The organism is Erythrobacter sp. Alg231-14 (genome assembly GCF_900149685.1).
In the GTDB taxonomy this organism is placed as follows: Bacteria; Pseudomonadota; Alphaproteobacteria; order Sphingomonadales; family Sphingomonadaceae; genus Erythrobacter.
This window is the reverse complement of sequence record NZ_LT702999.1, coordinates 2,495,755-2,519,421: the sequence shown is the minus strand read 5'-3', so window position 1 is coordinate 2,519,421 and position 23,667 is coordinate 2,495,755. Positions and strand designations below refer to the sequence as shown.

At 56.0% G+C, this 23,667-nt stretch carries 23 protein-coding genes; 13 read left to right on the top strand and 10 right to left on the bottom strand.

Going from position 1 to position 23,667, the window contains the following annotated elements:
- Nucleotides 1–2 precede the first annotated feature (2 nt).
- Both BQ8290_RS12035 and dusB read right to left on the bottom strand, forming a co-directional pair.
- Nucleotides 3–1,112, bottom strand: a complete 1,110-nt coding sequence (locus tag BQ8290_RS12035) for an ATP-binding protein (protein ID WP_108790641.1) — start codon at nucleotides 1,110–1,112, stop codon at nucleotides 3–5.
- Nucleotides 1,113–1,114: 2 nt separating this feature from the next.
- Nucleotides 1,115–2,167, bottom strand: a complete 1,053-nt coding sequence (gene dusB, locus BQ8290_RS12030; RefSeq protein WP_108790639.1) for a tRNA dihydrouridine synthase DusB — start codon at nucleotides 2,165–2,167, stop codon at nucleotides 1,115–1,117.
- A gap of 77 nt (nucleotides 2,168–2,244) precedes the next feature.
- On the opposite strand from dusB, the gene BQ8290_RS12025 reads away from it, so the two are divergent.
- The 3 genes from BQ8290_RS12025 to BQ8290_RS12015 are packed head-to-tail and all read left to right on the top strand — an operon-like array spanning nucleotide 2,245 to nucleotide 4,523.
- Complete coding sequence (locus tag BQ8290_RS12025) at nucleotides 2,245–3,441, top strand: bifunctional 2-C-methyl-D-erythritol 4-phosphate cytidylyltransferase/2-C-methyl-D-erythritol 2,4-cyclodiphosphate synthase (RefSeq protein ID WP_108790637.1); 1,197 nt, start codon at nucleotides 2,245–2,247, stop codon at nucleotides 3,439–3,441.
- A gap of 29 nt (nucleotides 3,442–3,470) precedes the next feature.
- Nucleotides 3,471–4,004, top strand: coding sequence for a hypothetical protein (locus tag BQ8290_RS12020; RefSeq protein ID WP_108790635.1), 534 nt, complete (start codon nucleotides 3,471–3,473; stop codon nucleotides 4,002–4,004).
- Nucleotides 4,005–4,010: 6 nt separating this feature from the next.
- On the top strand, nucleotides 4,011–4,523 hold the full coding sequence (locus tag BQ8290_RS12015) for a nicotinamide-nucleotide amidohydrolase family protein (protein WP_108790633.1): 513 nt from the start codon (nucleotides 4,011–4,013) through the stop codon (nucleotides 4,521–4,523).
- On the opposite strand, the gene BQ8290_RS12010 is transcribed toward BQ8290_RS12015, so the two are convergent.
- On the bottom strand, nucleotides 4,484–4,945 hold the full coding sequence (locus BQ8290_RS12010) for an SRPBCC family protein (protein ID WP_108790631.1): 462 nt from the start codon (nucleotides 4,943–4,945) through the stop codon (nucleotides 4,484–4,486). The genes BQ8290_RS12015 and BQ8290_RS12010 overlap by 40 nt on opposite strands.
- Complete coding sequence (gene lipA, locus BQ8290_RS12005; protein ID WP_108790629.1) at nucleotides 4,945–5,925, bottom strand: lipoyl synthase; 981 nt, start codon at nucleotides 5,923–5,925, stop codon at nucleotides 4,945–4,947. The genes BQ8290_RS12010 and lipA overlap by 1 nt, the downstream gene beginning before the upstream one ends.
- Before the next feature lie 145 nt (nucleotides 5,926–6,070).
- Here lipA and BQ8290_RS12000 point away from each other — a divergent pair, with 145 nt between their 5' ends.
- Genes BQ8290_RS12000 through BQ8290_RS11985 form a run of 4 tightly spaced genes read left to right on the top strand, consistent with a single transcriptional unit; the run spans nucleotide 6,071 to nucleotide 8,808 of the window.
- Nucleotides 6,071–7,057: a sodium-dependent bicarbonate transport family permease gene (locus BQ8290_RS12000; protein WP_108790627.1), complete on the top strand. Its 987-nt coding sequence runs from the start codon at nucleotides 6,071–6,073 to the stop codon at nucleotides 7,055–7,057.
- Entirely contained in the window at nucleotides 7,054–7,362 is a 309-nt protein-coding gene (locus BQ8290_RS11995; RefSeq protein ID WP_108790625.1) for a P-II family nitrogen regulator, read from the top strand. The genes BQ8290_RS12000 and BQ8290_RS11995 overlap by 4 nt, the downstream gene beginning before the upstream one ends.
- Before the next feature lie 33 nt (nucleotides 7,363–7,395).
- On the top strand, nucleotides 7,396–8,037 hold the full coding sequence (locus BQ8290_RS11990) for a carbonic anhydrase (protein WP_108790623.1): 642 nt from the start codon (nucleotides 7,396–7,398) through the stop codon (nucleotides 8,035–8,037).
- Nucleotides 8,038–8,076: 39 nt separating this feature from the next.
- On the top strand, nucleotides 8,077–8,808 hold the full coding sequence (locus BQ8290_RS11985) for an NYN domain-containing protein (protein WP_108790621.1): 732 nt from the start codon (nucleotides 8,077–8,079) through the stop codon (nucleotides 8,806–8,808).
- Between the two features lie 94 nt (nucleotides 8,809–8,902).
- On the opposite strand, the gene BQ8290_RS11980 is transcribed toward BQ8290_RS11985, so the two are convergent.
- On the bottom strand, nucleotides 8,903–10,255 hold the full coding sequence (locus BQ8290_RS11980; protein ID WP_337661369.1) for a hypothetical protein: 1,353 nt from the start codon (nucleotides 10,253–10,255) through the stop codon (nucleotides 8,903–8,905).
- A gap of 298 nt (nucleotides 10,256–10,553) precedes the next feature.
- On the opposite strand from BQ8290_RS11980, the gene gyrA reads away from it, so the two are divergent.
- Nucleotides 10,554–13,364, top strand: coding sequence for a DNA gyrase subunit A (gyrA, locus tag BQ8290_RS11975; RefSeq protein ID WP_108792361.1), 2,811 nt, complete (start codon nucleotides 10,554–10,556; stop codon nucleotides 13,362–13,364).
- A 10-nt stretch (nucleotides 13,365–13,374) separates the two neighbouring features.
- Nucleotides 13,375–14,208 carry a TauD/TfdA family dioxygenase gene (locus BQ8290_RS11970; RefSeq protein ID WP_108790617.1) on the top strand — a complete coding sequence of 278 codons (834 nt, stop codon included), beginning with the start codon at nucleotides 13,375–13,377 and terminating at the stop codon, nucleotides 14,206–14,208.
- A 16-nt stretch (nucleotides 14,209–14,224) separates the two neighbouring features.
- On the opposite strand, the gene BQ8290_RS11965 is transcribed toward BQ8290_RS11970, so the two are convergent.
- Nucleotides 14,225–14,875, bottom strand: a complete 651-nt coding sequence (locus BQ8290_RS11965; protein WP_108790615.1) for a lysoplasmalogenase family protein — start codon at nucleotides 14,873–14,875, stop codon at nucleotides 14,225–14,227.
- A 101-nt stretch (nucleotides 14,876–14,976) separates the two neighbouring features.
- Here BQ8290_RS11965 and trmFO point away from each other — a divergent pair, with 101 nt between their 5' ends.
- Nucleotides 14,977–16,362, top strand: coding sequence for a methylenetetrahydrofolate--tRNA-(uracil(54)-C(5))-methyltransferase (FADH(2)-oxidizing) TrmFO (gene trmFO, locus BQ8290_RS11960; RefSeq protein ID WP_108790613.1), 1,386 nt, complete (start codon nucleotides 14,977–14,979; stop codon nucleotides 16,360–16,362).
- Nucleotides 16,363–16,405: 43 nt separating this feature from the next.
- Here the strand turns inward: trmFO and BQ8290_RS11955 are convergent, their stop codons facing one another.
- Nucleotides 16,406–16,873: a hypothetical protein gene (locus BQ8290_RS11955; protein WP_108790611.1), complete on the bottom strand. Its 468-nt coding sequence runs from the start codon at nucleotides 16,871–16,873 to the stop codon at nucleotides 16,406–16,408.
- A 41-nt stretch (nucleotides 16,874–16,914) separates the two neighbouring features.
- Nucleotides 16,915–17,571 (bottom strand): hypothetical protein, encoded by a 657-nt coding sequence (locus BQ8290_RS11950; RefSeq protein ID WP_108790609.1) that lies wholly within the window; start codon nucleotides 17,569–17,571, stop codon nucleotides 16,915–16,917.
- A 236-nt stretch (nucleotides 17,572–17,807) separates the two neighbouring features.
- Here BQ8290_RS11950 and BQ8290_RS11945 point away from each other — a divergent pair, with 236 nt between their 5' ends.
- From BQ8290_RS11945 to BQ8290_RS11935, 3 genes are read left to right on the top strand one after another with little or no spacing between them, the layout of a single operon-like run.
- On the top strand, nucleotides 17,808–19,757 hold the full coding sequence (locus BQ8290_RS11945) for a Tad domain-containing protein (protein ID WP_337661368.1): 1,950 nt from the start codon (nucleotides 17,808–17,810) through the stop codon (nucleotides 19,755–19,757).
- Nucleotides 19,754–20,356, top strand: a complete 603-nt coding sequence (locus BQ8290_RS11940; RefSeq protein WP_108790605.1) for a TadE/TadG family type IV pilus assembly protein — start codon at nucleotides 19,754–19,756, stop codon at nucleotides 20,354–20,356. Before BQ8290_RS11945 ends, BQ8290_RS11940 begins: the two co-directional genes overlap by 4 nt.
- Nucleotides 20,356–21,051 (top strand): hypothetical protein, encoded by a 696-nt coding sequence (locus tag BQ8290_RS11935; RefSeq protein ID WP_108790603.1) that lies wholly within the window; start codon nucleotides 20,356–20,358, stop codon nucleotides 21,049–21,051. The genes BQ8290_RS11940 and BQ8290_RS11935 overlap by 1 nt, the downstream gene beginning before the upstream one ends.
- A gap of 62 nt (nucleotides 21,052–21,113) precedes the next feature.
- Here BQ8290_RS11935 and BQ8290_RS11930 read toward each other — a convergent pair whose 3' ends face one another.
- Both BQ8290_RS11930 and pdhA read right to left on the bottom strand, forming a co-directional pair.
- Nucleotides 21,114–22,475, bottom strand: a complete 1,362-nt coding sequence (locus BQ8290_RS11930; protein ID WP_108790601.1) for a pyruvate dehydrogenase complex E1 component subunit beta — start codon at nucleotides 22,473–22,475, stop codon at nucleotides 21,114–21,116.
- Nucleotides 22,475–23,617: a pyruvate dehydrogenase (acetyl-transferring) E1 component subunit alpha gene (gene pdhA, locus BQ8290_RS11925; protein WP_337661367.1), complete on the bottom strand. Its 1,143-nt coding sequence runs from the start codon at nucleotides 23,615–23,617 to the stop codon at nucleotides 22,475–22,477. Before pdhA ends, BQ8290_RS11930 begins: the two co-directional genes overlap by 1 nt.
- Nucleotides 23,618–23,667 lie beyond the last annotated feature (50 nt).

Genomic DNA, 23,667 nt, shown 5'->3' with positions numbered 1-23,667 from the left:
CCCTATTCCTGACCCGTTTTTGCCAACGGCAAGTGCAATCGAAAATGTGTCAACCCACGCTTTGCATCGCGTTCATGTCCGATGCTGCCGTTCATATCGCGCACCAATTTGCGAACCAAAGCCAGGCCCAATCCCTGCCCCGATTGTTTGGACGACACAAAGGGTTCAAAAACGCGATCGCGCATCGCCGGATCAACGCCTGGACCATTGTCGCTGACGGTGATCTCAATCGGCAGGCGCACCGCCCGGCCAAGCCGAATGGCACTGAACGCCAACCCGCTTACGAAGCGCGTTTGAACGGTGACTTTTCCCGTCCCGCCATTGCCCGCCGCATCCCGCGCGTTGGAAATAAGGTTGATCAACACCTGCTCCAACGCATCGCGATTGGCCAAAACCGGCGGCAAGGATGGGTCGAATTCTTCGCAAATCTCAATTGAATTCTGACTACCGGCCCGCACGGTTGCGATGGCGGATCGAATGGCCTCATGCGGGTTGCACGGTTCGGCAACTTCTGTGTTTTTGGCGCCCAACAATTGCATACGATCAATCAACCGCGCAATCCGGTCCACCTCATCGGTGATCATACGGGCGAGCTTCTTGTCCTTGAGCGGCAATTTTCGCGCGGCAAGCTGTCCCGCCCCACGGATCGCGGCGAGTGGATTTTTGATTTCATGCGCAAGGATCGATGGCGCGCCATGGGTCGAGGTCAATTCATCCTCGCTGCCTGTTTCTTCATGGCCGACTTGCGACAATGTAACGACGCGCCAACCGGGGAAACTTCCCAATGGCGATACCGTCAGATTGACCCTGCGCTCATTTCCGCTGGCGTTGATTTTGATGTCGCGCGCAACCAAGGCCGAATCCACGACCGCCAATCGCGCCTCAACCCGCGGATCAAGCGGGCCGATCACTTCCACCAAGGGTTTGCCCAGCAAACGTTTTGCGCTGACGCCGATCATATTTTCGGCCGCGTGGTTTGCTTCTGCGATCAAGGTGTTTTGATCGACCAACAAAAGGGCAAAAACAAGCCCGGCGATCTGCGCATCCGCTTGGGGGCGCGAGGGGTCGAAACTGGCAATGTCAGTTCCCAATGCCGGCGTATCGACCGTCATTCTTAGGCCGCTTTCGCTGGCAAGTCGGTGCTGGTGGTCGCGGCCGACTGGCGGCCCAGAAACGGTTCATAAAACCGTTCGATCTCGCCCAACACTTGATCCGGATCGTCTATGCAGTTCGCTTTGTTCCGGAACTCCGCCGATCCGTGCATCCCTTTGGTGTACCAACCGATATGCTTGCGCGCGATCTTGGCACCGACATCACGGCCATAATGTTCCAACATTCCGTTATAATGTTCGACCAGCACGGAATATTGCTCATCGAAGCTTGGCGTTGGGATGCTTTCGCCGGTTCGCCACCAATGCATTACCTGTCCCAACAACCACGGTTTGCCATAGGCGCCGCGTCCGATCATCAATCCATCCGCACCCGATTGTTCCAACGCTTTGGCAGCGTTATCAATCGTGCAAATATCACCGTTCACGATGACGGGGATCGAGACGGCCTCTTTCACCTTCGCGATGAAGGACCAATCCGCTTCACCTTTGTACATTTGGTTGCGGGTGCGGCCATGGACGGTGATCATTTTCACGCCCAAATCTTCGGCAATCCGGGCAAGCTCTGGCGCGTTAAGGCTTTGATGATCCCACCCCATGCGCATTTTTACCGTGACCGGCACATCAACCGCGTTGACGGTGGCTTCCATCAATTTTGTCGCCAAAGGCACTTCGCGCATCAAGGCGGACCCGGCCAATTGGCCCACGACTTTGCGCACCGGGCATCCAAAATTGATGTCGATAATCGCTGCGCCGTTGCCTTCTTGCAATTTCGCAGCCTCGCCCATGCTTTCGGGATCGCACCCGACAAGCTGCATCGAGACGGGTTCTTCGGTTTGATCCCAAGCGGTTTTTTGAATGGATTGCCGTGTTTCGCGGATAGCCGCTTCGCTCGCGACCATCTCCGTAACATTAAGGCCAGAGCCATATCGGCGCACCAATGTCCGAAACGGCATATCGGTCACACCGGTCATCGGCGCAAGCACGACCGGATCGGCGATCGTTTCCGGGCCAATCTGGATTGGCTTAAGCGGTGGAGGGGAAGGAATGTCTGTCATGAGAGGATTTGCCTAAATATTGGGCAGGCGCATAGTGGATTGCGAAAACTCCGTCCAGACTTTAAGCGCTGCGCATGATGGAAGGTCACATCCCCCTCCCCCCATTTGCGGCCCTCGTTGTCGCCGCTGGTAAGGGTTTGCGCGTGGGCGGCGATGTCCCCAAACAATTCCGCTCGTGGCGCGGCCGCTCTTTGTTGGCCCACTCGGTTGAGACATTGTTGTCTGTTGGCGCGAACCCATTAATTGTTGTCATTGGCGCGGACGCGCTTGGCGAAGCCACAATTGCGTTGGAAGGGTTGAGCGGGTTTGCTTTTGCCACGGGCGGCGCGACGCGTCAGGATTCGGTCCGCGCCGGTTTGGAGGCGATGGCCGATGCATCGCCCGACAAGGTGTTGATCCATGACGCGGCGCGGCCCGATCTGCCCGTTGCGGTTATCGAACGCTTGCTCAGCGCCCTGGACACACATTCTGGTGCGATTCCCACGTTGCCGGTCGTCGATAGCCTCGCCATTGCCAGTCCAACGCAAACCATGGCGGGCAAGGCCGAGCGAGAAGCGTTGCGCCGGGTTCAAACCCCTCAAGCGTTTCGGTATCGCGATATTCTGGCGGCGCATCAGTTTTGGGCAGGGCCAACCAATGCAGGCGACGACGCGCAAGTACTGGTTGAAGCGGACAAAGGTTCAGATGCGGCACACGCCACATCCATCGCAGGTTCAGTTGCATTGGTGCAAGGCGATGAACGGCTAAAGAAAGTCACATTTGCAGAGGATTTGATGGAAGCAAACTCAATCCCCCAATTTCGCATCGGCCAAGGGTACGATGTTCACCGGTTGGTGGCGGGTGAGGAATTGTGGCTGTGTGGCATTCAATTGGACTATGACAAAGGTCTTGCCGGGCATTCCGACGCAGACGTCGCGCTGCACGCCATCACGGATGCGGTTTTGGGCGGTGTTGGCGATGGTGACATCGGAACGCATTTCCCGCCCAGCGATCCGCAATGGGCGGGTGCTCGCTCTGGTCAATTCCTTGAACACGCGGTGAAATTGGCGAGTGACGCCGGATATCGCGTCGGCAATATCGACCTAACGATCATCTGCGAAGCGCCCAAAATTGGACCGCACCGGCCGGCAATGCGGGCCGAAGTTGCCCGGCTTTCTGGGGTGCCAGAGAACGCCGTTAGCATTAAAGCAACCACCACTGAAAAGCTGGGATTTACGGGCCGCGGCGAAGGTATCGCTGCGCAGGCCATCGTGGGTCTTCTACGCAAGAGTTAACGCCCACACTTTCGCGCAAGGAGCACGATATGAAACGCATCGCAGTACAAGCAAGCGCCATCGCAATGGGAATGGCCGTGTTGGCCGCTTCACCCGTGTCAGCACAACCGAACGACCTCGATCCCGTCGCGGTGACCGCCGCGGCGCGATACGCATTGCCATCGGCTTTCGAAGGCTACGTAGCCCAATGTTCTGCATCGCTTTCACCGGATGGATACACATTGACCAACGCATCGTCGGTCAGCGCGAAATTCACCGACGGCGCAGACGAATCATGGCCCACCGCCAAGGTTTTGATGATGGAAATCATCCGAGAGGAAGCCGGCGACATGGTGTCGATGTTGGAATTGATGGACGACGACAATCTGCGTCCCTTTGTCGATGGGATGATCGCCGGTCTGGTATCCCAAGAAATCCCAACCGCTGATTGCGGCACGATTGAACGCGCTTTGGAAATTCTAGACCCATTGCCCGCCGATAACGTTGCTGCCTTGTTTGGCTTTGCCATCGAAATGGGATTGGCCGAAGAAGACGATGCTGCCACCCCCGATGAAGCCGAGTAATCGAACATGACCAGATACCTCCTCCCCGATCCTATCTCTGAATTGGCGGCACGCGTTGTCGCCGAAAACATCGAAGCGGGTCGTAAAGTCGTCACAGCGGAAAGCTGCACCGGGGGGTTGGTCGCCGGTGCGATAACTGAGATTGCCGGATCGTCTGCGGTGCTGGATCGCGGTTTTGTGACATATTCCAACGAGGCGAAGATGGATGCGTTGGGCGTGGCCCAAGACATTATCGAAACGTTTGGCGCAGTGTCCATCGCCTGTGTTTGGGCCATGGCGCACGGCGCGTTGGAGCGATCAAACGCGGATGTCGCCGTTGCGGTTAGCGGCGTGGCCGGCCCCGGAGGCGGCACCCAATTGAAGCCGGTGGGCACCGTGGTGTTCGCGCGCGTTACGCGCAATTCCGAAGGGGAGCCGGAAGGCGAATTGAAATTGTTTGACGGCGGCGACGGACCCAATGGCCGCGCCGCAATCCGGCATCAGGCGACGATTTGCGCGCTGGAATTGTTGCTGCCGTAAAGTTCGTGGGCGCGTTTTTCGAACGCCTCCACCATCTTGCGAAAGGCTTTGTCGAAATACTGCCCGGCAAGCGATTGAAACACGCGGTTCTTGAATTGAAAATCGACCGCAAAATCGATCTCGCATGTGGCGTCATCAATCGGGCGAAAGGTCCACACATTGTCCAAATCGGATAAAGGGCCATCAATGTAGTGCACTGCGATTTCGCTCGGCCGCGTTTTGGCGACGCGCGATGTGAAGCTTTCGCGAAGTGATTTGAAACCCACAACCATATCCGCGACCATTTCGCTGTCACTGTCGGACCGAACACGCGTCGCGATCACCCAAGGCAGAAATTGGTTGTAGCGCTTAACATCGGCCACCAAATCAAACATCTGTTCCGCGCTATAAGGCAGCCGCCGGGTTTCGCGAATGCCGACCATTATGTATCGGACGCAATCGATAGACGATCAGGCTTGCGCAGTTTTTCTTCGCGCGCTTTCTTCATCACAGCAAAGTCATCGCCCGCGTGATAGCTTGACCGGGTCAGCGGGCTGGAGGCGACTTGTAAAAAGCCTTTTGCCCGGGCGATCGAACCATAGGCATCGAACCCCTTGGGAGGCACGAATTCTTCGACTTTGGCATGTTTGGGGGTCGGTTGAAGATATTGACCCATCGTGATGAAATCGACCTCTGCACACCGCATGTCATCCATGACTTGGTGCACTTCCAAACGCTGCTCACCCAGACCCAGCATAATGCCCGATTTGGTAAAGATCAGCGGGTTGTGCGCCTTGACCTCTTCCAACAATCTCAGCGACGCATAATAGCGCGCGCCCGGACGGATTGTTGGATAAAGGCGCGGGACTGTCTCCAAATTGTGGTTGAAGACATCGGGACCGGCTTCGCAGATCGCTTCGATCGCGGGCCGCATTTTCCCGCGGAAATCAGGGGTCAGAATTTCGATCGTCGTGTTGGGCGTGTTGCGCCGCAATGCTTTGATGACCTTCACGAATTGTGACGCGCCGCCATCGGGCAAATCGTCGCGATCGACGCTAGTGATCACAATATGGTTGAGGCCCATTTTGGCCGCCGCAATCGCGGTGTTCTCTGGCTCCATCGGATCAACCGCGCGCGGCATCCCCGTTTTCACATTGCAAAACGCACAGGCACGCGTGCACACATCGCCAAGGATCATGACTGTTGCGTGTTTCTTATCCCAACATTCCCCAATATTCGGGCATGCGGCCTCTTCGCACACGGTGTTGAGGTTAAGTTCACGCATCAATTTGCGCGTCTCATTGTACCCTTGGCTAACAGGCGCGCGAACGCGGATCCAATCCGGCTTGCGCTGACGCGGCGGGCGGTTTTCGCCCTCGCCCGATTTTGGCGTGGCTTTGGGAGCGTTGGTGAGATCGTTCATGCGGCATCATTTAGGCCCACCCTGCGTCCGCCGCAAGCGCAGCGAACATCTGATTTGCGTCCGTTGGGAACATAAAGGCCCAATGCGGGGTTGCTAAGATTGCAACTGCAATCCCCTCTCATACATTCAGTTCACAGGACAATCGATGTTCGACACCGCAATTCAGACGTTCTCTTCGCCGGTCGTGCTGTTCTTTGTCCTTGGCTTGTTGGCGGCGTTTGCGCGGTCCGACCTTTCCATTCCAGAACCCATCGCGAAAGCAATGTCGCTGTATTTGATGGCGGCAATTGGGATCAAAGGCGGCGTGGCGGTGTCCAAGTCGGGCATCGATCTAACGGTGATTTCGGCATTGGGTGCAGGCATCGCGGCGGGGTTTATCCTACCCTTGTTCGCCTATGCCGTTTTAAAGGGGTTCGGCCGTTTGGACCGGATCAATTCTGGCGCTGTCGCGGCGCATTATGGTTCGATCAGCGTGGTTACATTCGTCACCGCCGTTGAAATTTTAACCGGTCAAGCACGCGAGCCTGGTGGGTATATGGTCGCGGTCATGGCCGCGATGGAGGCGCCCGCCATCCTCGCTGGTCTATTGTTGGCCCGCGGATTGGGCAGCGCAGGCGGCACACAAACAACCGGCGAGATGTTGCATGAAGTGTTCACCAACTCTTCGATCGTTTTGTTGCTGGGCGCATTTGTAATTGGAATGATTGCCGGCGAAAGCCGGTTTGCCGCCGTAAGCCCCTTTTTCGAAACAGGGTTTAAGGGGGTGTTGTGCCTCTTCCTGCTCGACATGGGGCTGATCGCTGCACGTAGGATGATGGAATCGCGTTCGATCACTTGGCGGCTTTTCGTGATTGCGATCTTCCTTCCGATCGTAAACGGGATGGCGGGCACCGTGTTGGGCGTGGTCGTGGGCCTTGATGCGGGATCGTCCGCAGCGCTTGGCGTGCTGTGCGCCAGCGCCAGTTACATCGCCGTTCCGGCGGCCATGCGTCTTGCCCTACCAGAGGCCGATCCGGGCATTTACCTCACAATGTCTTTAAGCATCACATTCCCGTTTAACGTTCTGATCAACATTGGTCTGATCAGCGCATTTTCCGCTTATCTCACCGGCCACGCAGGAGCGATGCCATGATCGAAACCGTCACCCGCAAACGCATCGAAATCCTAGCTGATAAAGCGTTGGTCAAACGCGTCACTGAAGCGATCGACAAAGCCGAGATCACCGGATGGACCATTGTTCCTGTCACCAGCGGCAAAGGGCGCGACGGACAATGGCGCCAAGAAAGCGTTATGGGCACCGATAAAGTGTTTGTTTTGACGATAGCTGCGGAAGACAGAGCAATGGCGCTTGCCGAACAGCTAGCCCCTATGCTTACCAATCTCGGCTTTATCTTCAACATGTGGGACGTTGAAGTTATCCGGGGAGAGCGATTCTAAACGCCGCATCCGCCCCGAAATAGGGAGACGATTGTGCCAGAATTTGCCGAATTGCTTAAAGGGTATCGCCGTTTCCGCGAAGGCACTTATCCGCGCCAACGCGAACGATTTGAACAAACGATCAACGAAGGTCAGAAACCCAAATTCCTGATCATCGGTTGCAGCGACAGCCGCGTGGACCCGGCGCAAATCTTTGACGTGGATCCCGGCGAGATTTTCGTCGTGCGCAACGTCGCCGCTTTGGTCCCTCCCTTTGAGACAACCCCTGGCTTTCACGGGGTTTCTGCGGCCGTTGAATTCGCGGTCCAGATGTTGGAAGTGAAACAGATCATGGTCATGGGCCATGGGCGCTGCGGCGGCTGTGCAGCCGCGTTGAGCCAAAGTTTCAATTCCAAACCGATGGGCGAAGGCGGCTTCATCGCCAATTGGATCAATCTTTTGTCCGAGGCGCGCGAACCGGTCGCTCATCAACACGGCACATCTGGACGCGAAGCGGAATTGGCCATGGAATTCGCCGCCATCCAATTGAGCCTTTCAAATTTGCGCAGTTTCCCATGGATCGCTGAAAAAGAGAAAGCGGGTACGTTGAAGCTTCGCGGCGCACATTTCTCGATCGGCGAAGGAATGCTGTATTCACTCGATGAAGACAAAGGCGAATTTTTCCCCGAAGATTAAGGCATTCCCGCCGCCCACCCGCGAAACCATGGAGTTCGTATGGCCGACACCGTCCTAAAGAATATCGCTTTGTTGATTGACGCGGACAACACCACACCGGACGGTATCGATCCGGTGCTGACCGTTATGGCGGAATTGGGTCAGGTGAACATCCGCCGCGCCTATGGGAATTTTGCCAAGGCAAATTTGAAGAAGTGGGGCGACCTCACAAACAAATACGGCATTCGCCCACAGCAACAATTCGACGTGTCAAAAGGCAAAAACGCCACCGACATGGCCATGACAATCGACGCCATCGACCTTTTGAATCAGGGTAAGGTTGATGGGTTTGGGATCATGACTTCCGACAGCGATTTCACGCCGCTTGTCACGCGGCTTAGGCAGGATGGGATCGTCGTCTATGGTTTTGGCGAGGCAAAGACGCCCCAAGCGTTCAAATCCGTCTGCACGAGATTTATCGACATTCGCCAATTGATCGCCAACAGTCACGCGGATCGTTCCGGCGATGCGGCCGCCGACGAAGCGATCCGGGCCGATGCGGTTGTCGACAACGATTTGTTGGAGTTAATCACGGCAGCGTATTCCGAAGCCAAACGAGACGAAAAAGGCTTCGCCAAACTCCAACAAGTGGGTCAGATCGCAGGCAATCGATCGAGCTTTGATGTACGCAATTATGGCTTCAAAAGCCTGTCAGAGTTGTTTGCAACGCTCGACAATTTTGTCGTGGAGCGCAGCACAGACAATCAGGTTTATGTAAGGCGATTGCGATGAATCTGGGCCGGCTCTGAACATGAAAAAGGGCCCAAGGATTAAACCTCGGGCCCTTTTCAATTGGGTCGCCTCAGCGACATTTCACATCGTCAATTTACATCGGCAATGGCGCAGGGGCAGGCCTTGCGGCCGCTTCCAATTGGTTTGCATGCGCAATCCAAAGCTTGGCGATAGGCATACGGTTGCCTTGTATCTGGCCAAACGTTGTGCGGGCCGCATCGTATTCACCCATGCTGAGTTGAGCGATACCAAGACGCGTCAACGCCTCAGCGGTGTCGACACCCGGCATACCCAAAGCGCGTTGGTAGAACGTGGCCGCCTTGGCAAACTCACCATAGCTCAAGAATGCGCCACCTGCGGCAACAACGGTCCGCAAACCGGCATCAGCAGCCATCGCGTCTCTTTCAAGCGCAGGCAGATCAGCACGGTCGCTGGCGATGCGTCCATCGGCGATTTCGAGGGATTCGGTGATGAAAAGGTTATCGGCGGAGATAACACCGGACGCCCTGCCCTCACCGATGATGTCGCGCACCTCTTTCGGCAGACGACGCGCATCAGCGGCTTCGACGTAGTAATCGTAATCCGATTCGTCCTGGAGAGCATCGACACGGCGGCTCAACCGGAACAGGTCGAGGATCTCGGTCCGCTCAAACGAATTCAAGTTGCGGGTCACATTGATCGCTTCGCGCCAGTTCTCGGCCGTGGGATAATCGCTCACCCACATCGTCGCGAAGTCATAGACCTCTGGAGAGATTTCGTTCTGATACGAAACAGCAACACCGCGACGGTACCAGTTTTCGGCAACCGGTTGATTGCGCGCCTTGCGGTCGGAGATAATCTGACGAAGGTAGTCAAAGCCTGCCTGATACTCCTCAGTGGTGAAGTAACTTTCCGCCATCGTGATCCTTAGATCGTCAGACGAAATATCGGCGGTGGTGAAATTGTATTGGATCGCGCCCTGCAGATATGTGCGGGCCTTGGCATAGTCGTTTTGACCATTCGCCAACTGATAAGCGATGAAATTGTACCGGCCGGTTTGATCGATAGGGATCTTGCCGCTTGCCAACATGAATTCCATGCCGCGCAATTGCAGCGTAGGATCGGAAGTGGAGATGCCCGCATTGTACATGAGGCCGCCACCAGCGATCTTTTCATCGTTGGTGTTCAATGTGCCAGCCAAGGCATCGATTTGACCGCGCAAAGAGGCCACATCGGCACCCTCAGCCTTAAGAGCTTCGTCCAATGGAACATAGATCGCGCGGAATTCATCGCTGTAGCCGCCGCCATTGTCTTCGCTGGACGAATCACGATCGCGGTCGCGATCACGATTGCGTTGCGCGCTTGCTTCGGCCGGAATAACGGCCGTGGCGACTACGGCGGTGCCGGTTGCCAATGCCATCGCGAGTGCAAGCGACGAAGCTCGGCTTTTCTTAAAAAGAGAAATCATCGGGGAACCTCCTAAATGTCGTGTCGCCATTTGGCGTACTGTTTTCCAATTTGCAATTCGTTCTAACCAATCGGTGCTGAACGAGGATTGAATGGCGCGTATCATCCGTTCACATTCGCGCAATATATGCAAAGCATCGCCTTCGTTTACCCCCTACACAAGCGAAGTTCCCGGCAAGTGTGGAAAAGACGCAAATGCGACAATTTTGTTTCGTTGATTGAGTGGCGCTTACCCCTTCAAACGCCTAGATTGGTCGGAACGAAAAACACCATCATCAACAACAGAAACGGCCGCCCCTTTGAGCGACGACAGCGACATTCTCGACCCCACTCCCCCCGCGCCTGAACCGGCGTCCGGCGGAGAGTACGAACGCATCGACATCGTCGATGAGATGAAGACGAGCTATCTCGATTACGCGATGAGCGTGATCGTCAGTCGCGCTCTTCCCGATGTGCGCGATGGCTTAAAACCGGTTCATCGCCGGATCTTGTTCGCAAGCAAGTTGGGCAATTTCGTCGCCGGTCGTCCTTTCGTGAAAAGCGCTAAGATTGTCGGCGACGTGATGGGCGATTTCCACCCCCACGGCGACAGCGCTATTTACGACGCTCTCGCTCGCTTGACGCAACCGTGGTCGATGCGCGTTCCCTTAATCGATGGTCAGGGTAACTTTGGCTCGATGGATCCCGATCCACCGGCGTCTATGCGTTACACAGAGGCGCGTTTGGCCCGTGTGGCGGACACGTTGTTGGATGATCTTGATAAAGACACCGTCGATTTTGTGGAAAACTATGACGGGCGCAAACAAGAGCCGTCCGTACTCCCGGCGCGTTTCCCCAATCTTTTGGTGAACGGCGCCGGCGGGATCGCCGTGGGCATGGCGACCAATGTACCGCCCCACAATTTGGGCGAAGTGTTGGATGGCTGCCTCGCCTTTATGGAAAACCCGGCGATCACATCCGAAGAATTGATCGAGTACATTCCGGGTCCAGATTTCCCGACAGCACCACTCATACTTGGCACTAGTGGCGCGAAGTCGGCCTACACGACCGGCCGTGGCTCTATCCTAATGCGGTGCCGCCACGAAATCGAAACGCGCCGTGGTGACCGCGAAAGCATCGTTTTCACATCGATTCCCTATCAAGTCGGCAAAGCCGGTTTGGTTGAGAAAATTGCAGATGCGGCCAAAGAGAAACGCATCGAGGGCATCGCGGATATCCGCGACGAAAGTTCTCGCATCGGTGTTCGTGTTGTTATTGATCTTAAGCGCGATGCAACCGCCGAAGTGGTCTTGAACCAGATTTGGCGTCACACACCGGCACAATCATCGTTCCCAGCAAATATGCTGGCGATCCGCGGCGGTCGTCCCGAAACGTTGATGCTGCGCGATTTCATTCAGGCGTTTATCGCATTCCGCGAAGAAGTGATCACGCGTCGCACCAAATTTGAATTGGCCAAAGCGCGCGACCGGGCTCACATTTTGCTCGGCTTGGTGGTGGCCGTTTCCAACCTTGATGAAGTGGTTGCGATCATTCGTGGCGCACCCAATCCGGCGACCGCACGCGAAAGATTGTTGACCAAAGAATGGCCGATTGGCGACATCGCGCAATACATTCGATTGGTCGAAGCGATTGAACCAAGCGCCGATCAAGAAGGCGGGACATATCGCCTTTCAGAGCGGCAGGTTAAAGCGATCCTCGATTTGCGGCTCCATCGCCTAACCGCGTTGGGTCGTGATGAAATCGGTGATGAGCTGGCCGAACTCGCCAGCAAGATCGAAGAATTCCTCGCCATTCTGGGTGACCGGGTGAAACTCTACGCCGTGATGCGCGAAGAACTTGAAGAGATTCGAGCCACTTACGCTACACCGCGTATGTCCGAAATCGCGCCCGCTTGGGACGGTTTGGAAGATGAGGACTTGATTGAGCGCGACGACATGGTCGTCACTGTAACGCTGGACGGCTATATCAAACGGACGCCGCTTTCCACGTTCCGCGCGCAAAATCGGGGCGGTAAAGGCCGGGCCGGCATGTCGACCAAAGATGAGGACGCCATTGCAGAAATGTTCGTCACATCGACGCACAATCCGGTCCTGTTCTTCTCCACCGCGGGCAAGGTCTACAGGCTCAAAGTGTGGAAGCTGCCCGAGGGTGGGCCGGCAACACGCGGTCGTCCGATCGTCAACCTATTGCCGTCTTTGGACGAAGGGGAGACCATTCGCACCGTTCTGCCTCTACCCGAAGACGAATCGGAATGGGGTGCGTTGTCGGTTGTGTTCGCCACTGCCAAAGGCAATGTGCGCCGCAACGCGATGGACGCCTTCACAAACATCCCATCAAACGGCAAATTCGCCATGAAGTTTGATGAAGAAAGCGCCGACAAATTGATCGGCGTTGCGTTGTTGTCCGCAGGCGATGACGTTCTCTTGGCGAGCCGGATGGGCAAAGCGATCCGTTTTGCAGGAGAAGATGTGCGCGAGTTCACCTCCCGCACCTCCACCGGTGTGCGCGGAATGAAATTCAAGGAAGCAGGCGACGAAGTTGTGTCGCTTTCCATCCTAGCCGGCGGATCTGCCACGCCAGAGGAACGCGACGCCTATCTCAAAGTTGCTCCTTGGAAGGCAGATGAGAATGCTCCGGCGCTCTCTGAAGATCACGCCGCCATGGCTCAGGAAGAGCAATTCATCCTGACTGTATGCGCCAATGGCTATGGCAAAGTATCCAGCGCCTATGAATACAGGCGAGCGGGTCGCGGCGGCATGGGGATCACCAATATCGACAACATCGCCCGCAATGGCCCGGTTGTCGCCAGCTTCCCTGTGGAACGCGGTCAGCAATTGATGCTGGTCACCGATCAGGCGAAACTCATCCGGATGGGTCTGGAATCTTTGCGGATTATCGGGCGCAATTCGGCCGGCGTTCGCCTGTTTGACGTTGGCAAGAAAGAAACCATCGTCAGCGCGGTCAAAATTGACGAGACCGAAGAGCCAGAAAACGAAGCCGAAGAGGCCATCGTCGAAGAAATGGTCGAACGGCGCGGCGGCGGCGATACAACGTCGCCCGATACAACGCCGCAATCGGACAAGGACATCGGAGAGGCGCCCCCTGAATGAATGGATTCCAATGGCATTAATCATCGAACCCAGCGGGCAAGCATGCGGCGCATTGGTGAAAGGTTGCGACCTATCGGGCGAACTTGATCCAGCCATGCTGCAGCACATCCGCGCAGCATGGCTTGAACACAAGGTTCTCGCATTTGTTGACTCTGGGATGGATGATGATGCGCTGGAACGGTTCACGGCGGCCATGGGTGGGTTTGGCGAAGACCCATTTTTTGACCCGATTGAAGGGCGCGAGAACATCGCATCCATTGTAAGAGAGGCCGACGAAACATCGCCTCTCTTCGCCGAAAATTGGCATTCGGATTGGAGCTTTCTGCCAAAGCCTCCATCGGGAACGTGTCTTTTGGCCGTCGACATCCCGCCCGTTGGCGGTGACACATTGTTCTGCAACCTAACGGCCGCGTTTGCGGCGTTGCCAGATGCTCGCAAAGCTGAGTTGAGGAAGATCATCGGCGTTCATTCCGCGCGCCGTGGCTATGCCCCCGAAGGGTTGTATGGCGACGATGACGATGGCCGTTCCATGGCAATCCGCCCAAGCGAGGCCGCCCGCGCAACGCAATCGCACCCACTTGTCAAAACTCATCCTGAAACGGGTGACGAAACGCTGTTCTGTTCGGTTAGCTACACCATTGGGATCGACGGCATGACCGAGGCCGACGCTATGGCTTTGATCGCGGAGTTGCATGTCTGGTCCGAACAAGAACAATTCATCTATCGCCATCGTTGGGAACCGGGGATGTTGGTGATGTGGGACAATCGTTGCGTCAATCACAAAGCGACCGGCGGATACGAAGGGCATCGCCGCGAACTGCACCGCACGACCATCGCGGCGTAACGTTTGCGGATACGCTTCAGCGAACGGGATGTTCTCCGCGCAGTGTTTGAACAACGCCGGTCGCGATCATGAATTGTCCGATGTAATACAGCGGCCAGATCAACAGGTCGGGCAAAACGCCAAGATCGACGGTCCCTGCCCTGCTGAAGATGAGAAAGTCGCTGATCACGAACAAGACCGCGCCCATCCCTACCCGGTATCGCGGGAAACGGCTGGTCCACGCTGCGGCGGCCATCGCGGCAAGCACGCTGGCATAGATAGCGATCTCAATCTGACCACCGCTCAATCCATATGAAATAATCGGCACGCCAATCAAAAGCCCGATGGCCAGCAGACGTTGGCTGGGTTCGGTGTGTTCGCGTCGATTGCGCAAATAGAGCGCGATTGCGAATGCATGGGACGCCGCGAACAACGCGCCACCGGCTTGAAAATTGATAACCAGAACCGCATCCGCCAACGCGGAAAGGGCCAATGCGACGATAAGGATCACGCCATCCATGCCGGTGGTTCGACGCCAAGCGTACACTGCAAGAAAGCCGACCCCGGCCCCTTTTAACAACAACAACCAAATCTCTCCGATTGGATTGTTCTGCAACACATAGAAGGCCACCGCGGCGATAACGCTTAAAAGCAACCATGGGCGGTGTTTGATCAGGGCTGGTTTCACTGTCTGGACAATCCCGTTTGGCGGCGGGTCCCCGTTCCAAGCAGGGGTGCGCCGTGTTTGAGGCCTTGCCGTTTGGCTAGCACGCAATTATCGCGCCCACCATGACCAACACCAATCACGATCACGATGTCCACATTATCGGCGGCGGCTTGGCCGGATCAGAGGCCGCGTGGCAATTGGCCCAACGCGGTGTCAAAGTTCGCCTGTCGGAAATGCGCGGATCGGGCGAACAAACCCCGGCGCACCAAACCGATGGACTTGCCGAATTGGTGTGCTCAAATTCGTTCCGCTCAGACGATGACACCAAAAACGCGGTTGGTTTGTTGCATCATGAAATGCGCGCCTTGGACAGCATCGTTATGCGCGCGGGAGAAGTCGCAAGAGTCCCCGCGGGCAGCGCGATGGCCGTGGATCGCGATGTGTTCTCGGCCGAAGTGGAAAAGGCGCTGGATAACCATCCCAATGTGAACGTCGTCCGTGAACGGGTGGATAAGCTCCCGACCAAAGGGCTCACCATTGTCGCCACTGGGCCGTTGACCGCGCAATCATTGGCACAAAGCATTGTTGAGGCGACGGGCGAAGAAAGGTTGGCATTCTTCGATGCCATCGCGCCCATCATCCATCGCGACAGCATCGATATGTCGAAATGTTGGATCCAATCACGCTGGAACAAGCGGACCGAAGCATCCAACGAAGACGGCGACTACATCAACTGTCCGATGACCAAAGAGCAGTACATCGCGTTTCACGCCGGATTGGTCGAAGGTGAGAAATCCGAATTCAAGGAATGGGAAAAGGACACGCCCTATTTCGATGGCTGCATGCCGATCGAAGTGATGGCGGAACGCGGGGTCGAAACGCTGCGTTACGGTCCAATGAAGGGTGTCGGCCTCGACAATCCCTACGACACCAACGAAGAATTTCCCGAAGGGCGCTGGCCCTACGCCGTCGTTCAATTGCGACAGGACAATAAGCTTGGCACGCTATGGAACATGGTCGGTTTTCAAACCAAAATGAAATATGGCGCACAGGTTGAATTGTTTCGCACCATCCCCGGCCTTGAGAACGCCGAATTTGCCCGACTTGGCGGGCTGCACCGCAACACATTCCTGAACTCACCAGAGGTGTTGGACCGTCAATTGCGGTTGAAAGCGGCTCCGCATGTGCGGTTTGCCGGCCAAGTCACCGGCTGCGAAGGCTATGTCGAGAGTTCCGCCATTGGCTTAGTCGCGGGCATGATGACAGCGGCACAATTGGCCGGTGAGGAATGGCATCCCCTCCCCCCATCCACGGCGTTGGGCGCTTTGTTAAGCCACATCACAGGCGATGCCGATGCAACCACGTTCCAACCGATGAATGTGAATTTCGGCCTGTTCCCGCCCTTGCATGACGTGAAAAAGAAGATCCGAAAAGAAGCCTACACCAACCGAGGTAAAGCGGACCTTCAAACGTGGCTGTCGCAAAATGCGGCGGCGGTTCCTGCTTAAGAGAAGCAAGAGCCAGTTCAGCCACCTTTATCCGGACAAGGGGCTAACATCGGCACGCTGGCCGTGATGCGCGTGGGCGCGGCGCACTGGTCGCGAATTCCGTTTGGGTCAGTTCGGCATTGCCGTCCGCATCCATCCCTTCAAATCGTTCGGACGTGCTGATCGCCCATTCTTCAAAGGTCAGCAGATTGTTGCCGTCCGTGTCCAGTGCGCGGAAAGCCTTCGATCGGCTCGACAGCATTTCATTGCGCGTGATGATGCGGTCGCGGTTTCGATCATAACGGAAAAAACGGCGCTCCTCCCGCGACAATTCGCTGGCCTCTGGGGGTGCGGGACCGGTCAAGTCACCCGGATCGACTTCTGGCAATATATCTGGCGCTTCTTCGACCACTTCCTCTTGTTCAGGGGGTGGTGGGGCGTTTGTTTCAACCTGAGCGCGTGCCTGCCACCAAAATACACCGACGCCTGCCAATATCAGACCGACAAACACACCTAGTATTGTTTGACGCATTTCTTTCCTCGCAACCTATTTGAGCAAGGGAATACACGTAATCACTTTCCGATGATAGCGGCTCTTGTTGCGAGTAGTGACGCAGCGCGCCCTTCCATCAATGGTCGCGCGCCGCGATTCAACGCGCGGGCACCCAATGTTCCCAAGACAGCCAAACCGCGCGCAGGCTTTGACAGGCGGGCTCGCAGCGGCCCCTTTGAACGGCCAAGATCAACCATCAATTCGCGCTCTTCATCCAAAGAGACTTTTGAAGCCATATCGGCAAAGGCCCAAACCCATGCGGCCGCTTCCCACGCTGCTGATCCGTGCTGGTCATGGTTTAAGGCGGCCAACAGACCCGCCGACCGCCCATTAACAAACCCCAAGGCATCGTCTTTGCCCATCGGGGCGGGCGCCAGCATATGCTCCCAAGCATCGACCAATCTGATCAACGGACTCTCTCGATCGAGCCAATGCGCGCCAATGCCATCCAAAACCGCGTCATCATGGGGCCGTTCTTCGATCGGTTTGCCCAACATATCGCGCCACCATGCAAGCCGCATCTGACCCAACATCGGTTCGGTTGTCGCGGCGACAATGCGGGATAATCGATGATCTAACTCAAAGAATATCCTTAACGCATCGCGAAATTTTGGCGGGGTGTGAGCCAATGCGATCTGCAATTCGGTGGCTAAGATTTCGTCGGGTTGATTGGGCATAAAGGGCGCTCAAAGGCTTAGAATAGGGCCAATTGTCAAGTTTACGCCCCTACAAAGCGGCAGACAATCTCCGATCACAGGTGCGGTTAAAGCAATGCTCGGTCGGTAATGTCTTGTTTACCACACTGTTTGGCAATCCCCTTACCTACCTTGGGCTATCACCCTGCGATGTAACCGAGAATCCGCGCAATTGTGTGTCGGGTTTGACCTGAGGATGTGCACCCATGGGCCACAGAATGAACGCCGCTTACTCCTTCCTTCGCTTTGTTGCGAAGGACCCTGCTGCAAACACGCTCGCCATTTCTGCGGCGACGCTTGTTCCATTGATGGCCATGGTTGGTGGCGGTGTGGATGCCGGTCGGTATTACATGACCGAAACCCGACTTCAGGCGGCATGCGATGCCGGTGCGCTTGCGGCACGCCGCGCGATGGATGACGACGATTTCTCCAGTGAGCACAAGCAAGTTGGCCTCAACTTTTTTGATCAAAACTATCCCGACGGCACATTCGGGTTGGACGCGCTAAACCGCGATTACACCGCAACAGCCGAGGGCACCGTCAACGGAACCGCATCGGGAACATTGCCGACCAGCATCATGGGCGCGTTTGGTTACAACGAATTTGATCTATCCGTCGATTGCTCTGCAGAGATCAACATTTCGAACACAGACATTATGTTTGTGCTCGACGTCACCGGCTCGATGAGCTGCGATTCCGACGGTTCCAATTGTTCAAACGGACCCAATTCACGCATCAACAGCCTGCGCTCATCGGTTTTGACTTTCTACGACACCGTGGATTCGGCGACGTCGAGCTCGGCCCAAATCCGTTATGGGATCGTGCCCTATTCCAATCAGGTGAATGTCGGCGATTCCCTCGATAGAGCGTGGATGGCGAATAGCCACACTTACCAATCACGCGAAGCAGATTGGGACATTACGGTTACGTACACACCCGAAGGGTACACCTACATCCGAACGGGTGATGGCTACAATTGGGACTATCAAGGTCTCACGGAAACCAACGATTACGGTGTCAGCTATAACGAATGCGTCGATATTGCGTTTGGCCAAGACCGGTCAGAAATCTTTGTTTCTGCCGACCCCGGCGGGTTCACTCAGGTTTCTCAATCCGGAACGGATCCACGCATCACGCAATATACCGGCCCCGTTCGGTATCAACAAATGACGTTCAGCTCGGGAACGTATTACTATTCGAATGAACGCTGTCGTTTGTACTTCGAGGATTACTACTACTACGCCGAGTCCGACATCACCTTGACCGAAGGCCGCACCGAAACTCAGGAATTCTTCTGGGCCTATCGCCCCGTGGAATGGGACCTGACCGGTTTGTACGCAAGCGGCACGATGTCTCAACCAACCGGTTGGGAAGCGGCCAACGAAAATCACACCTGGAACGGTTGCATCGAAGAAGCGATCACCGTCGCCAACACTGTTTGGAACCCGGTCCCATCCGGTGCGAAAGATCTGGATATCGATCTGGTTCCAAGCAACGAAACCGAACGTTGGAAGCCTATGCTGCCGTCGCTCACCTTTATGCGTTACAATGATGGCGAAAATTGGTGGGACAGCAGCGAGTGGGTTCAAGCCGACATCACCGGCTCCACCGAAGACAAAGTGAACGCATCATCCACCTGTCCTAAGGCTGCCCGCAAATTGGCACCGTTCGACAATCGTTCCGATTTGGAAACCTGGGTCTCTGAAGCCGAAGGTTTCAGCGCCGGCGGTAACACCTATCACGACTTTGGCATGATCTGGGGGGCGCGCTTCATCTCGCCCGACGGGATCTTCGCAGACGAGAACACCACCGCACCGAACGGTGACGCAATTTCGCGCCACATCGTGTTTATGACCGATGGTGAATTGGTCACCAACAACCGCCTCTACACCTTGTATGGTATGGAATGGTGGGATCGCCGGGTAACCGCCGATGCCAATTGGACCCAACAACAAGCCAATCACGCAGAACGCTTCCAAGCGGCCTGTCGCGCGGCGCGAAACAAGAACATTTCCGTTTGGGTTGTTGCCTTCGGGACGTCGCTTACACAGAACTTGATCGATTGCGCCACGACTGGTCGCGCCTATTCGGCGAGCGATGCTGATCAGCTCGACAGCGCATTCCGTGAGATCGCCGAGAAGATCGCAGCGCTGAGGTTGACAGCATGATCGGTTCAAACTTTCTCCGAGCTTTCATCAGGGATGAGGAAGGTGCGACGCTTACTGAATTTGCATTCGTCGCACCGATCCTGATCCTAATGGTGATGGGCATCTTTGACATGGCGCACACGCAATACACGTCGGCGTTGGTCAACGGGGCGATGCAAAAGGCCGGCCGCGATCTCACATTGGAGACCGCTGGCAGTCTTGAAGGCACCATCGATGCACGGGTCATCGACAGCGTAAGCGCCGTCGTGCCGGGTACGGCAACCGTGACTTTGGAAAAGCTGTCGCACTTCGATTTTGAAGACATTGGCGAAGCCGAAGAATTCACCGACGCAGGCACCTTTGATGGCATTTGCAACAACGGCGAGGTTTTCGTTGATGCCAATTCCAACGGTCAATGGGATGCCGATCGCGGCGAAGAAGGCATCGGTGGCGCGCGCGACGCGGTTCTTTACACTGCGGTGGTGTCCTACCCTCGCCTTTTCCCGATGTATGGCCTTGCTGGCCTACCTCAGGAAGTTGAATTGCGAGCGTCCACGGTGCTGCGGAACCAACCATACGACCAACAAGATGAAACCGTTACAATCGGGAACTGCGACTAATGTTTAGCAAGACGATCCAATCGGCAAAGGGCGCCCTTTCCAGCCTTAAGGCACTACGTCAGGACAATTCTGCAGTCGCGATGGTGGAATTCGCCTTTAGCGCACCGATTGTTCTGGGCCTTGGCCTCTTGGGCACGGAAACGGCGTATTTCACGATCACTCACATGCAGGTGAGCCAAATCGCCATGCAGGTTGCCGACAACGCCTCACGCGTTGGTGAGAGCGATATTTTGGTGGCGCGCAGAGTCTTTGAAGACGATGTAAACAGCACCTTTGTCGGCGCAGAGAAGTTGGGCGATAGTTACGACATCTTTGAACAAGGTCGTGTCATTCTATCCAGCCTCCAACGCAACAGCGACGGGGGCCAATGGATCGCATGGCAACGTTGTCGCGGTGCGAAAAACTATGCCTCCACTTACGGAACAGAGGGCGATGGTTCCAGCGGAACAAGTTTCCCCGGAATGGGCGAAGCCGCCAACCGTATCACGGCCAGTTCCGGCACAGCTGTGATGTTTGTCGAAGTGTCCTATACTTACGAACCCATCACGCCGTTCGAATTTTATGGTGACACCGATATTCGGTACACAGCCGCGTTCAACGTGCGCGATAGCCGGGATCTGACCCAGCTGTATCAAACAAATCCGATTTCGCCTGTCGCCAGCTGCAACGTGTTTTCCGCCGATCGTCCAACCTGATCGAACGCAACACAGTGACGCTTTAAAAAAAGGGGCGCGGTATTTCCGCGCCCCTTTTTTTGTTATGTGTAACACACCTTTTTCACCGCTTCGACGATGCGCGGTGGGTCAATCAAGGCGAGTTTTTCCAGATTGGCCGCGTATGGAAGTGGCACATCCTCGTTGCACACCCGCAGGACCGGGGCATCAAGGTCGTCAAACCCTTCCTCCATACAAATCGCGATGATTTCGCTCGCAATGGAGCATGTCGGCCAACCCTCTTCAGCGATGACCAATCGGTTGGTTTTCTTCAAACTGTCGAGAACGGCCTGTTTGTCCAATGGACGCAGAGTGCGCAGATCAATGACTTCGGCATCAATCCCTTCGCCCGCGAGAGTTTCCGCCGCTTCGAGCGCCAATCCCACCCCGATTGAATAGGTGACGATGGTCACATCGGCCCCTTCACGCATGATCCGCGCCTTGCCGATTGGCAGAACGTAGTCATCCATGTCGGGCACATCAAAGCTCCGGCCATAGACCAGTTCGTTTTCAAGGAAGACGACCGGATCTTCGGAACGAATGGCCGCTTTCATCAACCCTTTGGCATCGGCCGCATCATACGGTGCAATCACGATCAAACCGGGCACGCTGGCGTACCATGGGCCATAGTTTTGACTGTGCTGTGCGCCGACACGGCTTGCCGCGCCGTTGGGGCCACGGAACACAATCGGGCAGCGCATTTGACCGCCGCTCATATAGTTCGTTTTAGCCGCAGAGTTCACAATGTGATCAATCGCCTGCATGGCGAAATTGAAGGTCATAAACTCCACCACAGGCTTCAACCCGCCCATCGCAGCGCCCGCGCCGATCCCGGCAAAACCGTATTCGGTGATCGGGGTGTCAATAACGCGTTTCGGGCCGAATTCTTCCAACAATCCTTGGGTGACCTTATATGCACCCTGATACTCGGCGACTTCTTCACCCATCACAAAGACTCGGCGATCCGCGCGCATCTCTTCGGCCATCGCATCGCGCAACGCTTCGCGGACTTGGGTGCTGGTGAAGCTTGTTCCAGCAGGGATGCTCGGGTCAGCTGCAGGGGCCGCCGCCGCGACAGGTGCAGGAGCAGGAGCAGGTGCGGCAGGCGCGGCCGGTGCCGGTTCTACAACGGGTGCTGTGCTATCGCCGGCATCTGCGTCGTCGCCCTCACCCGCCATTTCGGCGATCACGGCGCCAACGGCGACATTCTCCGTGCCTTCGGCCACAAGGATTTTAGTCAACACGCCATCGTCGATGGCTTCGAATTCCATCGTGGCTTTGTCCGTTTCAATCTCTGCAATGATATCGCCGGGCTCGATCGTGTCGCCTTCGGCTTTCAACCATTTGGCAAGAGTGCCTTCCTCCATTGTGGGCGAAAGCGCAGGCATTTTCAGTTGAATAGCCATCAGTACTTCTCCACCAGAACTTCAGTGTAGAGCTCAGAAGCATCCGGCTCAGGCGAACTTTCGGAGAAATCGGCGGCTTCGGTCACAACTTTACGGATGCCTTTATCAATCGCTTTAAGGTCGGCCTCATCATGGCCTGCCTCCATTAGGGTTTTCTTCAACCGCTCGATCGGGTCGTAATTTTCACGCTGTTCCTGCACTTCGTCGCGTGTGCGATATTTGGCTGGATCGGACATGGAGTGCCCACGATACCGATAGGTGTTCAGCTCCATCAAAACGGGGCCTTTGCCTTCGCGCACATGTTTAAACGCAACCTCGGCGGCGGCGCGAACTTCTAGGACATTCATCCCATCGACATCGATGCCCGGGATGCGGAACGCCGTGCCGCGCCGGTGGAATCGTGTTTCCGCCGATGAACGCGAACTGGCCGTGCCCATCGCGTATTGATTGTCTTCCACCACGAACACGATTGGCAGGTTCCAAAGAGCAGCCATGTTAAACGTTTCGTAGACTTGGCCCTGATTGGCGGCGCCATCACCGAAATAGGCAAGGCACAAACCGCCGTCTTCATTGTATTGATGAGCCAAAGCGAGGCCACCGCCCAACGCCACCTGGGCGCCGACAATGCCATGGCCGCCATAAAATTTATGTTCGGTGCTGAACATATGCATGGAGCCACCCTTGCCTTTTGAAATGCCGGCTTCGCGCCCGGTCAATTCGGCCATGATGACTTTGGGGTCGATGCCATAGGCCAGCATGTGCCCGTGATCGCGGTAACCGGTGATCACGCTGTCTTTGTCGCTGTCCAATGCAGATTGCAGCCCGATCGCGACCGCCTCTTGTCCAATATACAAGTGACAGAAACCGCCAATTAGGCCGAGACCGTAAAGCTGACCGGCCTTTTCCTCAAAACGACGGATCAAAAGCATCTGCCGATAAAATTCGAGCATTTGATCATCGGACGCGTTGAAGCTTTTCGCGGCGTTAAATTCTTCCTGAAGGGAATGAAGGATGAAATCGGGATCATCCGCCGGTGCCGATGATGTTGCTGCGCTGGACGCGGGTGTCGCGGCCTTGCTGGGCGCGCGTTTCGAGGCGGCACGTTTTGCGGGCGCCTTTCCGGCTGCGGGTTTTTTCGCCAATGTGTGATCCCTTCTCAGATTGTTGGCGTGCATCCGGGGAGGAGGTGCGC